The following is a 15,135-nucleotide window of genomic DNA, read 5'->3' on the forward strand; positions in this document are numbered from 1 at the left end:
ATCATCTTGCTTTTTTAACAACTTAATCAGTTTATCACCTTCGACAAAATCTGTCAACAGTTGTTATTTTCTTTTTTGTTATCGCCATCAGCGACGTATATAAATATAACATCCCCTCGATAAATGGTCAACAGTTTTTTTGAAACTTTTTTTATATTTTTTTTATACGATATAAATGCCAATTACACTTAACGCAACAATACCTGGAACACCTAATACACTTAAGAATGCACAAGTAACAGCATTAATTGGAATATGAAAATTATTCGAAGCTAAAGCATAGTTTAGTATGAATACAATCATGACACATACAATTCCTCTTAGTACGTATCTGCTAATTAGTTTTAAAGTTTTAACAGGTAGACCTACTAATAATAGAAATAAGATTACAAACAATACAACTGAAATCATAATAATACTATTCACCACAAAAAAACTCCCCTCATATAACTTGTACACCTTTTACTAAGATTGTATGAGAAAAGAAACTAATCAATGACAAAAAACATTAATAAAAAAAGAGCCTATTGCCTAAACAATAAACTCTTTTATCTATTTCATTTTTGTTATTAAAACATTTCTAGCCTTTGCTTCTTTTAGTAAGAAGAAATATTTAGCTTGATAAAGCTTAACATGGATTAATAGATCATCTGGTGGATCCACACTTCTTTCCATTAACTCGACCTGACTTAAGTAAATATCCTTGTAGTCATGTAGTCTATCAACTAACTTTTCATCAAATTCTTTACGAATCTTTCCTTTTTTTCGAAAAAAACCCATGGTCTCTCTCCATTAATCAGTTTCTAAAGTTCTCTTCTACCTTCCAGAGCTTTTGAGAGTGTAACCTCATCTGCATATTCTAAGTCTCCACCTACTGGTAGACCATGTGCGATTCGAGTAATTTTTATACCCGTAGATTTTAATAGCCTAGAAATATACATAGCAGTTGCTTCACCCTCTATGTTCGGGTTGGTAGCTAAAATAATTTCTTGTACTACATCATCTTTTAGTCTGCTCAATAATTCCATAATTTTAATGTCTTCAGGTCCAACGCCCTCCATAGGAGAAATTGCACCATGAAGTACATGATATAAACCTTGATATTCTCTCATTTTTTCCATAGCAATAACATCTTTCGTATCCTGCACTACACATATCGTAGATCGGTCTCGATGTTGATCACTACAAATATAACAAGGGTCTTGATCAGTAATATGGCCACATTCTGAACAGTAAAGTAGTTTTCTTTTTGCATCTATCATTGATTTTGCAAAGTCTAACACGTCGTCTTGCTTCATATCTAACATAAAAAATGCCAGTCGAACTGCCGTCTTAGGACCAATCCCTGGCAATTTCATAAAACTATCTATTAATTTGGATATCGGCTCAGGGTAATGCATTTGTCTTACCCTTTAAAATAAACCTGGAATATTCATTCCTTTAGTAAACTGCCCCATTGTTTTAGCTGTTGCATCTTCAATTTGTTTAATCGCATCATTAGTTGCAGTTAATACTAAATCTTGTAGCATTTCGATATCTTCTGGATCTACTACATCTTCCTTAATAGTAACTTCAACGATTTGCTTTAAACCATTAGCTGTAACAGTTACCATTCCACCGCCAGCTGTACCAACAAATGTACGCTCGTTTAATTCATTTTGTGCTTGTTCCATTTGTTTTTGCATTTTTTGCATTTGTTTCATCATATTATTCATATTGCCCATTCCGCCACGCATCATTTTCATTTCCTCCAATATAGTTATTCTTTAATAATTACTAAATCTTCACCGACAAGATTGATTGCCTCTTGTACGATTGGTGAAACTTCTGTTGAAATCTCTTTTTGTTTCGTTGTATTTAAAAATGAATCCCTAGTCGATCTCCAATCTTCTTCGGGAATTGCTAATATACTCATATCTGTACTTAATAAATTAGATAACGTTTGATTAATTGTTGTTAAGTGCTCTTGTTCACCATTATTATTTATTAAATCACAGATTGTCTCTGATTTAAAAGCAACAATACACTGTTCAGAAGAAGCTGCCACAACTTCACCATAAGATACTAGTGTCGCAGTAGAAACCTTATTTTGTTGCCTTAATTGGTCTTGAAGTGATGTCCAGACGGCTAATACTTTATTTTTTTCTGGTTTAGAAGCAGCTCTTAATACACCTTGTATTAAACTACTAGGTATTTTCGAACGAGATGTACTCAATTTCGGTTTTGAGCTAGTAGAGGAATCATTCGTTCCACTTACTGTAATACCATTTTCCTTTAAAAATTTCACTTCTTTTTCAAGAGCATTAATTTTATTAATTAATGGTGTCAGCTCATCTTGCTTTTTACCGATACCGCTCACGGAAGCTTTTTGACAAAGTTGTACAATGGCGACCTCAAGTAAAACTCTTGGATGATTAGTCCATTTCATTTCTTGCTGACTTTTACTTAATGAAGCGATAATCTCATAAACTAACTCATCATTGTAAGCATCGCAAAGCTCTTTAAACCGATCGCTAACTGTTGCTCTCTCAAGTAATTCAATCGTACTTGGTGAGTGCCTATATAATAGAATATCTCGATAATAGACTGTTAAATCTTCAATAAACCGAACTGGATCTTTACCTTGGTTTAATAATTCTTCAATATTAGTTAAACAAACTGACACATTACCATCTATTATTGCTGAAACAACGGATATTAAACGTTCTTGAGCCACTGTGCCTGTTACCGCTAAAACATCTTCTAATGAAATGGATTCATCGCTATATGAAATAGCTTGATCCAGAATGCTTAGTGCATCCCGCATTCCACCTTCAGCTGCTCGAGCTAACATCATCAAAGCTTCTGGTTCAATTGCTGTTTGTTGATGATTCAGTACAACTGTCAATCGACCCGAAATTGTTTGAGCACTTATCTTATGAAAGTCAAAACGTTGACATCTTGATAGAATCGTCAAAGGAATTTTATGTGGTTCAGTAGTCGCTAATATAAAGATAACGTGACTTGGAGGCTCTTCTAATGTTTTTAATAATGCATTAAAAGCCCCTATTGATAACATATGGACCTCATCTATTATGTACACTTTGAATTTGCCTACAGAAGGAGCATATTTAACTTTTTCTCGAATATCACGTATTTCATCTACACCATTATTTGATGCAGCATCAATCTCAATTACATCTGAAATAGATCCATCAGTAATTCCTTTACAAACGGAACACTCATTACAAGGTTCATTCGTAGGTGCATGTTCACAATTTAAAGCTTTTGCAAAGATTTTTGCTGTACTCGTTTTACCAGTTCCACGCGGACCAGTAAACAAATATGCATGTGACACTTTTTGCTGAAGAAGGGAGTTTTGTAACGTTCGTATAATGTGATCTTGACCCACGACATCTTTAAATTGCTGCGGTCTCCACAAACGATATAATGCTTGATAAGTCAATTGGTTTCCTCCTTCTTACAAAGTCATCATTATTATACCCTATGTAATGATTTCATGGAAAATATTTTAAAGAAAACAAAAAAACTCACCCAAAATTGAGTGAGTTTTTATAAAGTTACTGCCGTGCACCACTCGTCGATGCACTACCCCAGGCGTTACTTAAACAGTTAGCTCGGCCCAGGCACCCCTACGGCACACGAGATGGCTCACTTATTGCTGCTTCCTTCCGGACCTGACAAGGTTCATGAGTTCTCGTTGCGTAGGACCCAGACGTCAACACCACTTATTTAAGGCAGACCCTGAAATAGATACACCTCGGAGTGGAATTCAGTCTCGCTAGAGCGGATTGCGAGTACAGGGCACCGCTACCTCCCCACCTAGCACGGCAAAGTTAAAACCTAATTTTAAACCGCTGATTGAAGCGGTAGTTAAAGTATATACGAACCGAAATAAAAAATCAATCCTTGTCCTTATGAAGGTAAATTTTTCTTTCTAGATCGCAGCTTTCTAAAGAAATCCGTTAATAATTTACCACATTCTTCTTCTAATATACCCGAACTAACTTCACATCGATGGTTAAATCGATCTTCTTGCAAAAGATTATATATTGATCCTCCGCAACCTGCCTTAGGGTCTTTTGCACCGAAAACGACTCTTGGAATTCTTGATTGAATGATGGCACCTGCGCACATCGGACAAGGTTCCAACGTTACATATAGTGTCGTTTCCTCTAATCTCCAAGAATCAATGACTTTACAAGCATCTTCTATAGTACTCATTTCTGCGTGACCTAAAGCTGTTTGTTTTGTTTCACGTAAATTATAACCTCGTGCAATGACTTGGTCGTTATAAACCAATACAGCTCCAATCGGTACTTCTCCTATTTGCTCTGCTTTTAGGGCTTCCTCTATTGCCAGCTTCATATAAAACTCATCTTTATTCAAACTTTACACCTCTTTATTTCTTTAACTAACAAATATTCTCTTTGCGAGTAGATAAACTAAACATAGATTGGAGTGAAGCCGATTGAATTCTTCAAATCAAAAAGACAAGCATTTGCCTGCATTATTAATTGTCGATTTAATCAACTCATTTACTTTTAAACACGGAAGTGTTCTCGCCGAAAAATCAATCCATATGGTTCCGAAAATAAATTACATAAGAAGCATTTTTAAAAATAAAAAACTTCCTACTATATACGTTAATGATCATTATAAAATCGAAAACCCGACTCAAAAAAAACTTATTCAACATTGTCTAAATCCTTTAAGCTACGACTTAATAAAGCATATACAACCGAGCGAAGACGATTATTTTATCTTTAAACCTAACTACTCAGGCTTTTACTTAACGAATTTAGACGAATTACTTAAAAAATTAAACATTACACATTTGGTTATTGTAGGTGTTGCAGGAAATCGCTGTGTACTTTTTACAGCAAATGATGCATTTATGCGGGATTATAACTTAATTATACCTCAAGATGCAATTTCCTCGGTTACTGATTATGATGAGAAGGTTGCAATTTATATGATGAAAGACATTTTAAATGCAAAGGTTATTCAAACTCAAGAAATCGAAGAAATCATTAACCATTTAATAAACAATCATTATCAGTAATTGGAAAAATTTTAAAATGGTATTCCGCCTGACTACAGTATGTTAAAATAGTTTCTGTATGTTTTTTGAGTATGATACGGAATTTGACTAGTAAGGAGGACAAGAGATGATACGTGTACCTTTTATAACAGTAGAAGGACCAATTGGTGTCGGAAAAACATCTCTATCCAAAGCGATCTCTGAACACTTTCATTATGAACTATTAAAAGAAATTGTAGATGAAAATCCTTTTTTGGGTAAGTTTTATACAGACATTGAAGAGTGGAGTTTCCAAACAGAAATGTTTTTCCTTTGTAATCGATTTAAACAATTAGAAGATATAGACAGAATGTTTCTTAATAAATCGATTCCAGTGGTTGCAGACTACCACATCCTTAAGAATTTAATTTTTGCTAGCAGAACATTAAAAGAAAAGCAGCATGATAAATATTTAAAAATATATCAAATATTAACTGAGGATATGCCAAAGCCAAATGTGGTTATTTATTTAACGGCAAGCCTTGAAACGCTACAAAAGCGCATTCAACTTCGTGGTAGAGAATTCGAACAGTTGATCGAGGACCAGTACCTACTTCAGTTAATTGAAGATTACGAGACACATATGAAAGAATTTCAAGCTAAATACCCTGAAATTCCAGTACTAAAATTTGACGGTGATCAAATAGACTTCGTTAATAACCCGAGAGATTTAACGATGATACTTGAATCGTTAGAAAACACCTTACAAAAGGAGCTAAGAAGTATATGAACTTACGTGAAAAATACGGAATACGAAACGATGCAGTTATTACAATTGCTGGAACTGTAGGTGTAGGAAAATCTACTATGACCAATGCGCTTGCAGATGCGCTAAACTTTCGTACATCATTTGAAAAAGTAGATACAAACCCCTACCTAGATAAATTTTATCAAGATTTTGCTCGATGGAGCTTCCATTTACAAATATACTTCTTAGCAGAGCGATTCAAAGAACAAAAAAGAATGTTTGAATATGGCGGTGGATTTATACAAGACCGTTCAATTTATGAGGATACTGGCATCTTCGCGAAAATGCATTATGAAAAAGGAACGATGAGTGAAGTAGACTACGAAACATATACTAGCCTTTTTGATGCTATGGTTATGTCACCTTATTTCCCAGCTCCTGATTTATTAATTTACTTAGAAGGAACATTCGATGAAGTTGTTGAGAGAATTAAAGAGCGTGGACGTCCAATGGAGCAACAAACTCCTATTGAATATTGGAAAGAAATGAATACACGTTACGAAAACTGGATTAATAACTTTAACGCTTGTCCTGTTCTTCGTTTAAGTATTAGCGAGTATGATTTAATTAAAAATGAATCTTCTGTCGAAGAAATCGTTAAGAAAATTGGGAACGTACTAAATCATTCACAAAAATATATGAAATCTAGATAATAAAGAAATGTAGAAGACAACATATAAAAAAAGCTGCAAACTATACCATGTAAAGTTTGCAGCTTTTTCTTTGTCGTTTGAATGGATATGTTTAATAAAAACAAACAAAAAACTCGTTACGATATGTAACGAGTTTTTCAATATATATGCACTCTTTTAATTTTTAAAAATGGAGGAGTAAGAGGGATTCGAACCCCCGCGGGCTGTTACACCCCTGTCGGTTTTCAAGACCGATCCCTTCAGCCAGACTTGGGTATTACTCCGTATTGACAAGAATTATAATATCATATAAAAAAAATAAGGTCAAGCATTCTTCTTAAAAAAATTATATTTTTTTTTTGAAATAAAAACTACTCTTTTACAACATGTATTATCGTCATCTAATTATTAAAATATACACCTTTTATATAGAAAAAAATACAGAAAACCCTTTATGATAGTACTATTATTTAACAATATTAGAAATGGTTATGGAGAAATAAATAGTCGAATTAATATCGCTGATGCTAGAACGAGTGGGTATTCAGTTATACTCGTCTTTTTACTTTCAAGGATGAAGGCATTTAGACAAATGATACAAAGTGAACACTCCTTTGTTGCAAAAATGATTCTAATTATTATATTGGGAGCCTTTACTTAAAAATCCAACAACCGGACCGCCAATTAAACTGCCAAAGTCTACTCCCTTATCAGAAGTTTTTAAAACGTTAAAAATGAATGTTGTCCACTTACCTGAAACTTAGTAAAGAAATTGGATTAAGTCTGAAGGACGTACTGATGGTGCTGTTACTTTGATGGTTGGTTGACGTACATATTTGGTTCAGTCACCTAGCAACATATTTGTTCCAGTTTGTGGTTAAGTTCGAAGCTGTATTTATTTTAACAACAATTGACGCTGGAATTCGAGTAGCACGATATTTAATTTAAGTTTTCTTTGCTGAATAGTATAAACCATTGAAGAAAATAGACTGGCTACCAGGAGCAGTTTATTTCTAGTACGCTAGCATCATGGTTTATGTAGGGATATCTCTTATTTTCAGGGAAAACCGGTTCAATATGGGCATTATCTGGTGAAACTAATCAATCAATGACTTCTATTCGATTAATCATTGGGGCAACAGTGCTATTATAGTTAGCTGGTAAACGGTGCTATATGCTAACATGTTTGGTTCTTCATGCCTTTCTATTTATCACTGTAAATTATGTAAGATACTGGATGATTAATATGTTTAACTAAACCATAATGCAACCTGCTATAGTGTGTAAAATGCGTCTTATCTATTATTATGTTAGTTTTAGGTGTCGTAATTATAATTTCAGCTATTAAAAAATGAATGGATTTGTGGAACACTCCTAGTAATAAAATTAATGTTTTCTAAATAAAAGCAGATGGACCTGAGAATCATTTCTCAAAACCATCTGCTTTTTTAGTTATTTAATTACTTCTTTTCCACCCATATACGGACGAAGAACTTCAGGAATAATAACTGAACCATCTGCTTGTTGGTAGTTTTCTAAAATTGCAGAAACGGTACGTCCTATTGCTAAACCAGAACCGTTTAATGTATGAACAAATTCTGGTTTTCCTTTTGGATCACGTCTGAAGCGTATATTCGCTCTTCTTGCTTGAAACGCCTCAAAATTACTACAAGAAGAAATTTCTTTGTATGCATCATAGCTTGGTAACCAAACTTCAATATCATACGTTTTTGCAGAAGAAAATCCAATATCTCCAGCACATAGTGTAATAACACGGTATGGTAATCCTAATAATTGAAGAACTTTTTCAGCTTGTGCTGTTAATTTCTCTAACTCTAGATAAGAATCTTCAGGTTTTACAAAGCGCACTAGTTCAACTTTATTAAACTGATGCTGGCGAATTAATCCTCGTGTATCACGGCCAGCAGAACCTGCCTCAGAGCGGAAACACGCGCTATATGCAGTATATGCAATTGGTAATTGATTAACATCAAGAATTTCGTCACGGTGATAGTTTGTTACAGGTACTTCTGCTGTAGGTACTAAGAAAAAGTCTTCTTTCTCAATACGAAATGCGTCTTCCTCGAATTTTGGTAGTTGTCCTGTGCCGATCATACTAGCACGATTTACAAGGTTTGGCGGTAGTACTTCAGTGTATCCGTGCTCCTCTGTATGAAGATCTAACATAAAGCTTATTAAAGCACGTTCAAGTCTAGCTCCTAAGCCTTTATAGAAAGTAAAACGACTACCAGTAACTTTTGCTCCTCGTTCGAAGTCTAATATATCTAAATCAACACCTAAGTCCCAATGTGCCTTTGGTTCAAAATCAAATGTACGAACTTCACCTATTCTACGAATTTCTACATTATCTTCTTCTGTTAATCCAACTGGTACTGAATCACTAACTAAGTTTGGAATTGTGAATAAAATAGCATCTAGTTGTTCTTCTAAAGTTCTAATCTCTTCGTCTAGAGCTTTAATTTTATCTCCAACTTCTCTCATCTCAACAATTAGTGCTTCTGCATCTTTTTTCTCACGTTTTAATACACTAATTTCTTGGCTAACTTCATTTCGTCGGCTTTTTAAACCTTCAACTTGAACAAGCAATTCTCTACGGTTTAAATCTAAGTCTTCAAATTTTTCGATATAGCTTATGTCGCCACCACGTAACTGAAGTTTTGCTTTAACGTCTTCAAAATTACTACGTAATAATTTAATGTCTAACATTTTTAATTCCTCCTATTCTTTTATTGACTAAAGGATAAAAATAAATACAAAAAAGCCCTCATCCCATAAAAGGGACGAGAGCTACCCGCGTTGCCACCCTAATTGAAGAATTAATAAATAATCCTTCCACCTTAGTATAGTTAACGGACTATAGTACCGGGGTTACTTACTAGCTGTTTGGCATTCCGTAACCCGCTCAAGAATGGATTCACAAGTCTTCATTATCGGTTTGCACCAACCACCGACTCTCTATAAATTTAGATCTTGCTACTATTTTCTTTCATCGCTTTAGAAAATTTAAATTATATAATAATTTACTATAAGCTTTTACTTTTTTCAATAGTTACATACTTAGATTTGCACTTTTTTCCTTAACCATCTCTACAAAGTAATTCATAAAACGGTAATCATTCGTTAATTCTGGATGGAAAGATGCTGCTAACATGTGGTTTTGTCTAACCGCTACAATATTACCATCATGTTCTGCAATAATCTCTGCATCACCTGATACTGAACGAATAAATGGTGCTCTGATAAATACAGCTGGGTAGTCTTCACATACACCTTTTATTGGGATGTTTACTTCAAAACTATCCACTTGTCTACCATAAGCATTACGTTCAGCTACCATATCCATAACTCCAAGATGCACCGTGTCATCATTTGCAATCTCTTTTGAAAGTAAGATCATGCCTGCACATGTACCGAATGCTGGTAAACCATTTTCGATTTTCTCTTTTAATGGTTCTAATAACCCAACGTGGTCAAGCAACTTACGCATCGCAGTGCTCTCTCCACCAGGTAATACAATACCATCAAGTCCATCTAAATGCTCTACACGTTTTACGATAACAGCTTCAGCACCACATGCTTTAATTGCATTTATATGTTCTTGAACTGCACCTTGTAACGCTAATACACCTATTCTCATAAATTCACCAACTTAAATGCTACGATCTTGCATACGATCTGCTGCAGCAAGTTGTCTCATATCGATACCTTTCATAGCAGGACCTAAGTTTTTAGAAAGGTTAGCAATTAACTCATAATCTTGATAGTGAGTAGTAGCTTGTACAATCGCACGAGCAAATTTCTCAGGGTTTTCTGACTTGAAGATTCCAGATCCTACGAATACACCGTCAGCTCCTAATTCCATCATTAAAGCTGCGTCTGCAGGTGTTGCTACGCCGCCAGCCGCAAAGTTAACAACCGGTAAACGACCAAGCTCTTTAATTTGAAGTAATAATTCGAATGGAGCGCCAAGGTTTTTAGCTTCAACCATTAATTCATCACGAGATAAACCAACTACTTTGCGGATTTCTCCGTTAATTTGGCGTAAGTGACGTACTGCTTCTACAATGTTCCCAGTACCAGGCTCACCTTTTGTACGTAGCATAGATGCGCCTTCACCAATACGACGAAGTGCTTCACCTAAGTTACGGCAACCACAAACGAATGGAACAGTGTAATCTGATTTATTAATATGGAAGATATCATCTGCTGGAGATAATACTTCACTCTCATCGATGTAATCTACTCCCATTGCTTCTAAAACACGCGCTTCAACGATATGTCCAATACGAGCTTTAGCCATTACAGGAATACTAACAGCGTTAAGAATTTCCTCAGTAATACTTGTATCAGCCATACGAGCTACTCCACCAGCTGCACGAATATCAGATGGTACCTTTTCTAATGCCATTACTGCTACTGCACCAGCAGCTTCTGCAATTTTAGCTTGCTCAGCATTTACTACGTCCATAATAACGCCGCCTTTTTGCATTTCTGCCATGCCGCGTTTTACACGTTCTGTTCCTGTTAAATTCATTGTTATGCCCCTCCATTTATTAAAGCTTACTTGGTAACATTTTAGTATTTCTCTTCCCCTAGTTAAAGTTACCTTACTTTTATTTTACTGAAAAAATGACAACTTAACAATTACTGATTATTTATATAGAAATTTATTTAAATAAACCACCAATACCACTTATGATACTATCCCATAAATTCCCAAAAAATGATCCAATTCCTCTAAACGATAAAACTAACCAATTTGCTTTATCAACACTCTTATCGACTACTAAATCATATGATTGATTATTAGTATTGATAAATCCTAAATCTTCATTATTTGAAGATTTAACCACAATTTGTCCAACCTTTGTTCCTTTTTTAATTGGAGCTTTAATATTGCCATCTTTATCAATTGATTTACCTGATAATTGGACTGTTGCTTTATAATTTTTAGCTTCACCGCGTTTTATAGCTAAAGTAACGTCGTCTTTTGCTACTACTTTTACTTCTTTATCTTTACCTTTAACAACTTTAACTGTTTTATTACCTTTTACTGTTTGACCTTTTGATACCAATGTAACTTTTTCGAAGTTACTGAAACCGTAATCCATTAATTTAGCTGTTTCACTAAATCTTGAGTTATAAGAATTTGCCCCCATTACAACTGTAATATAACGTTGACCATCTCTTTTAGCCGTTCCAGCAAAACAGAAGCCAGCTGAATCTGTTGAACCTGTTTTTAAACCATCCATACCTGGGTATTGAAATACTAACCCTGGTAACATCCAGTTCCAGTTATCCATTTTTACTGGATACTTTCCACCTTCTTGGAAAGTTTTCTTTGGAATTGAAGAAGTTTGAAGTACTTCAGGATATGTTTTAATTAGATTATAAGCTAATTTTGCAACACCATTTGCTGACATAATATTTTCATCAGTTATGGCAGTTCCCTCTGGTTGCATACCTTGTAAGTCTTTGTTTACTAAGCCAGTAGCATTAACGAATTTAACGTCTCCTAGGCCTAGTTTCTTTGCTTTATCGTTCATTAACTGGACGAAGTTTTTCTCAGAACCACCAATTTTTTCTGCTAGAGCAATTGTTGCACCATTTGCTGAATAAATAGCAGCTGCTTCGTATAATTCTCTTACCGTATATTGACCACCTAATTCAAGTGGTACGTTAGATAATCCAGTGTTTTGAGAAATTTTATGAGCATAATCAGATACAGTTACCTTCTCGTCCCAAGAAATTTTCCCATTTTTTACCGCTTCATTAACTAGATATTCTGTCATCATTTTTGACATACTTGCAATCGGTAATGGAGCTTTTGAATTTTTTTCATATAATATTTTCCCTGAATTTGCATCTACTAAAATTGCTGCTTTAGCTTTAATGTCTAAAACGTCTTCTGCAGCAGCCGGTCGTAAATTCATTGGAATTATTATAGTTATCGCTAATGCAATTACGATTAATTTCGTTAGTATTTTCTTTCCAATCACTGTTTTACCTCCAACCTTTAATCTCACTTGTTCATTTTAACACAATTATTTCCCAAAAAATAGGCAACTACAATTTCTTGTAATTGCCCTAGGTACATTGCTTAAATTATTATAATGAGTAATTTGGTGCTTCTTTTGTAATATGAACATCGTGTGGATGACTTTCACGTAGTCCAGCACCAGACATACGAATAAACTGTGCGTTATCTCTTAATTCATTTAATGTAGCAGTACCACAGTAACCCATACCGGCTCTAATTCCACCAATTAGTTGGTGAACTGTATCAGCTAATGGGCCTTTATATGGAACACGTCCTTCGATACCTTCAGGAACTAGTTTTTTATTACCTTCTTGGAAATAACGATCTTTACTTCCTCTTTCCATTGCACCAACAGAACCCATACCACGGTATACTTTAAACTGTCTACCTTGGAAAATTTCTGTTTCACCTGGGCTTTCTTGTACACCAGCAAACATACTACCTAACATAACAACATGTCCACCAGCTGCAAGAGCTTTAACAATATCACCAGAGTACTTAATACCGCCATCTGCAATAATAGGAACTCCGTACTCTCTAGCAACAGAAGCACAGTCATAAACTGCAGTTAGTTGAGGAACACCTACTCCAGCAACAACTCGAGTTGTACAGATAGAACCTGGTCCAATACCAACTTTTACGATATCTGCTCCAGCTTCAATAAGTTCTTTCGTTGCTTCACCTGTTGCAACGTTACCGGCGATTATTGCTAATTCTGGGAATCTACTTCTAATTTCTTTTACTTTTTCAATTACACCTTTAGAGTGACCATGTGCTGTATCAATTACAATTACATCGACATTAGCCTTCACTAATAACTCTACTCTTTGAAGTGCATCTTTTGTTACTCCTACAGCTGCACCTACAAGTAAACGTCCTTGTTGATCTTTCGCTGAGTTTGGAAACTCAATTACTTTTTCAATATCCTTAATTGTAATTAGGCCCTTTAAAGTACCGTCTTCATTAACTAGGGGTAGCTTTTCGATTTTATGTTTTTGAAGAATTTTCTCTGCTTCTGCAAGTGTAGTTCCAACAGGAGCAGTTACTAAATGTTCTTTTGTCATAACATCTGAAATAACAATTGAGTAATCTTGAATAAAACGTAAATCACGATTTGTTAAAATACCTACTAATTTTCTATTCTCTGTATCATTTACGATTGGTACACCTGAAATACGATATTTACCCATTAAATATTCAGCGTCTGCTACTTTATGAGATGGTGTTAAGAAGAATGGATCATCAATTACACCACTTTCAGAACGCTTTACTTTGTCTACCTGTTCAGCTTGCTCTTCAATTGACATATTTTTGTGGATGATACCTAGTCCACCTTGTCTAGCCATTGCAATAGCCATATCTGCTTCTGTAACTGTATCCATCCCTGCGCTGATTAATGGAATATTTAATTGAATTTTTTCAGTTAATCTCACACTTACATCAACTTGATTTGGAAGTACTTCAGATTTCGCTGGAACTAGTAATACATCATCAAAAGTAAGTCCTTCTTTTACGAATTTTGATTCCCACATAAAAAAGCCCCCCTATACACGTATAAATATTATTAGTAGATTAACAATAGGATAAAACACTGTCAAGGAAGTCAAATTATGTTTAAATATTCAGTTAATAAGGAGTTCCTCTCTTATGTTATACTCGTATAGTAATGTATGGGATGAGCTATGTTATTTTAGCTCTGCGCAATATTCCAAAAACTATCTTCAAACAAAATATGAACGAACTAATTCCAAAGAACAAAAAACAAAGGCTTTCCGAAATGCTTATCCATTTTTATATTATATTGAGCATGGGAAAAGTTATTTTCATGCAGCTCAAAATTCTCAAATTAATGTAAAACCTACATTACTGTTTTATGGACTAGTACAATTATTAAAAGCTTGCATCCTTACTGTAGATCCTGATTATCCGAGTACTACTGCAATCCTAGCTCATGGTGTTACCTCAAGAAAAATAAAAAAAGTAGGATACTCTTTTGTTGATGACGAAGTAAAAATTCAAAAAAATGGATTATTTACTCATGCTTCTAAAGTATTATTTAATCTAAATAATTTAGAAAACGAAAAGTTTACAATGCTTCAGCTTTTACAATCAATACCGGAATTAAATAAAGTCCTTAAAATTACAAAAAAAGGAAATTTATTTTTCCCAACTACTGTTGATCGTGATGTAATCACTCTACCTGAACAAATTTTGTCATCTTATCATTTTACTTCTGAACGTTTTATTTCATTTCTTCAATCAAAGCAAGCTTCAATAGATATTGTAATTGTAGAACAGAATCAAAAGCAAATTAAAATTAAGTCAAATTTTCCTGATAAAATTTTAAATAAAGCACCATTTTATTTTAATATATTAAATCAAAATTATTTTATAAAATCACAAAAAGAAGCGTTTTCATTGTTGCCTGAAATTCTCTATCACTATCTACTTTTATATAACTTGAGTATGATTTGTCGCTATGAAACTGACTGGTGGTGTGAACTTTTACAGACTTATTCTACTGATGACTATCCTTTGATAAACCAATTTTTGACAACAACAGAACAAAAAATCCCTTATTTAATCCATCGTTTTTTAACTACATAAACCA

The 15,135-nt window shown here is 34.3% G+C and carries 16 protein-coding genes, 1 tRNA gene, 1 other RNA gene, 1 pseudogene and 1 other annotated feature; of the genes and pseudogenes, 6 read left to right on the forward strand and 13 right to left on the reverse strand.

Annotated features, from left to right (window positions below; translation table 11 throughout):
• Positions 1-162 precede the first annotated feature (162 nt).
• The 7 genes from RAH41_RS22150 to tadA all read right to left on the reverse strand — a co-directional run bounded on the left by RAH41_RS22150 (position 163) and on the right by tadA (position 4,389).
• The gene (locus RAH41_RS22150) at positions 163-429 is read right to left on the reverse strand and encodes a pro-sigmaK processing inhibitor BofA family protein (protein WP_331225430.1); all 267 of its coding nucleotides are present in this window, start codon (positions 427-429) and stop codon (positions 163-165) included.
• Positions 430-552: 123 nt separating this feature from the next.
• Positions 553-780: a YaaL family protein gene (locus RAH41_RS22155; RefSeq protein WP_056471200.1), complete on the reverse strand. Its 228-nt coding sequence runs from the start codon at positions 778-780 to the stop codon at positions 553-555.
• Positions 781-803: 23 nt separating this feature from the next.
• Positions 804-1,400 (reverse strand): recombination mediator RecR, encoded by a 597-nt coding sequence (gene recR / locus RAH41_RS22160; protein WP_056471203.1) that lies wholly within the window; start codon positions 1,398-1,400, stop codon positions 804-806.
• Between the two features lie 12 nt (positions 1,401-1,412).
• Positions 1,413-1,739 carry a YbaB/EbfC family nucleoid-associated protein gene (locus RAH41_RS22165; protein WP_098231028.1) on the reverse strand — a complete coding sequence of 109 codons (327 nt, stop codon included), beginning with the start codon at positions 1,737-1,739 and terminating at the stop codon, positions 1,413-1,415.
• Between the two features lie 20 nt (positions 1,740-1,759).
• Entirely contained in the window at positions 1,760-3,445 is a 1,686-nt protein-coding gene (gene dnaX / locus RAH41_RS22170; protein WP_331225431.1) for a DNA polymerase III subunit gamma/tau, read from the reverse strand.
• A 121-nt stretch (positions 3,446-3,566) separates the two neighbouring features.
• Positions 3,567-3,831: signal recognition particle sRNA large type (ffs, locus tag RAH41_RS22175), an RNA gene on the reverse strand.
• Positions 3,832-3,915: 84 nt separating this feature from the next.
• Entirely contained in the window at positions 3,916-4,389 is a 474-nt protein-coding gene (gene tadA, locus RAH41_RS22180) for a tRNA adenosine(34) deaminase TadA (protein WP_331225432.1), read from the reverse strand.
• 82 nt (positions 4,390-4,471) lie between these two features.
• On the opposite strand from tadA, the gene RAH41_RS22185 reads away from it, so the two are divergent.
• The 3 genes from RAH41_RS22185 (at position 4,472) to RAH41_RS22195 (ending at position 6,484) form a co-directional block, all read left to right on the forward strand.
• Entirely contained in the window at positions 4,472-5,065 is a 594-nt protein-coding gene (locus RAH41_RS22185) for an isochorismatase family cysteine hydrolase (protein ID WP_331225433.1), read from the forward strand.
• Positions 5,066-5,171: 106 nt separating this feature from the next.
• On the forward strand, positions 5,172-5,813 hold the full coding sequence (locus RAH41_RS22190; protein WP_088015026.1) for a deoxynucleoside kinase: 642 nt from the start codon (positions 5,172-5,174) through the stop codon (positions 5,811-5,813).
• Entirely contained in the window at positions 5,810-6,484 is a 675-nt protein-coding gene (locus tag RAH41_RS22195; RefSeq protein WP_056471221.1) for a deoxynucleoside kinase, read from the forward strand. Before RAH41_RS22190 ends, RAH41_RS22195 begins: the two co-directional genes overlap by 4 nt.
• Before the next feature lie 170 nt (positions 6,485-6,654).
• Here the strand turns inward: RAH41_RS22195 and RAH41_RS22200 are convergent.
• Positions 6,655-6,747, reverse strand: a tRNA-Ser gene (locus RAH41_RS22200).
• Between the two features lie 170 nt (positions 6,748-6,917).
• On the opposite strand from RAH41_RS22200, the gene RAH41_RS22205 reads away from it, so the two are divergent.
• Together RAH41_RS22205 and RAH41_RS22210 are read left to right on the forward strand one after the other, a co-directional pair.
• The gene (locus RAH41_RS22205; protein ID WP_331225434.1) at positions 6,918-7,124 is read left to right on the forward strand and encodes a hypothetical protein; all 207 of its coding nucleotides are present in this window, start codon (positions 6,918-6,920) and stop codon (positions 7,122-7,124) included.
• 37 nt (positions 7,125-7,161) lie between these two features.
• Positions 7,162-7,818, forward strand: a pseudogene (locus tag RAH41_RS22210) (carbon starvation CstA family protein); the annotation flags it as partial.
• A 97-nt stretch (positions 7,819-7,915) separates the two neighbouring features.
• Here RAH41_RS22210 and serS read toward each other — a convergent pair.
• The 5 genes from serS to guaB form a co-directional block, all read right to left on the reverse strand.
• The gene (gene serS / locus RAH41_RS22215) at positions 7,916-9,190 is read right to left on the reverse strand and encodes a serine--tRNA ligase (protein WP_331225435.1); all 1,275 of its coding nucleotides are present in this window, start codon (positions 9,188-9,190) and stop codon (positions 7,916-7,918) included.
• A gap of 67 nt (positions 9,191-9,257) precedes the next feature.
• Positions 9,258-9,483 (reverse strand) — a binding site (T-box leader).
• 50 nt (positions 9,484-9,533) lie between these two features.
• Positions 9,534-10,121 carry a pyridoxal 5'-phosphate synthase glutaminase subunit PdxT gene (gene pdxT / locus RAH41_RS22220; RefSeq protein ID WP_331225436.1) on the reverse strand — a complete coding sequence of 196 codons (588 nt, stop codon included), beginning with the start codon at positions 10,119-10,121 and terminating at the stop codon, positions 9,534-9,536.
• A gap of 12 nt (positions 10,122-10,133) precedes the next feature.
• A complete protein-coding gene (pdxS, locus tag RAH41_RS22225; RefSeq protein ID WP_056471238.1) occupies positions 10,134-11,018 on the reverse strand; it encodes a pyridoxal 5'-phosphate synthase lyase subunit PdxS in 885 nt (294 codons plus the stop codon).
• Between the two features lie 133 nt (positions 11,019-11,151).
• Positions 11,152-12,417, reverse strand: a complete 1,266-nt coding sequence (locus RAH41_RS22230; RefSeq protein WP_419471643.1) for a serine hydrolase — start codon at positions 12,415-12,417, stop codon at positions 11,152-11,154.
• A gap of 175 nt (positions 12,418-12,592) precedes the next feature.
• Complete coding sequence (guaB, locus tag RAH41_RS22235) at positions 12,593-14,056, reverse strand: IMP dehydrogenase (RefSeq protein WP_331225438.1); 1,464 nt, start codon at positions 14,054-14,056, stop codon at positions 12,593-12,595.
• A 115-nt stretch (positions 14,057-14,171) separates the two neighbouring features.
• On the opposite strand from guaB, the gene RAH41_RS22240 reads away from it, so the two are divergent.
• Positions 14,172-15,131, forward strand: coding sequence for a YaaC family protein (locus RAH41_RS22240; RefSeq protein WP_331225439.1), 960 nt, complete (start codon positions 14,172-14,174; stop codon positions 15,129-15,131).
• Positions 15,132-15,135 lie beyond the last annotated feature (4 nt).

The organism is Gottfriedia acidiceleris, from assembly GCF_036421055.1.
GTDB lineage: Bacteria > Bacillota > Bacilli > Bacillales > Bacillaceae_G > Gottfriedia > Gottfriedia acidiceleris_C.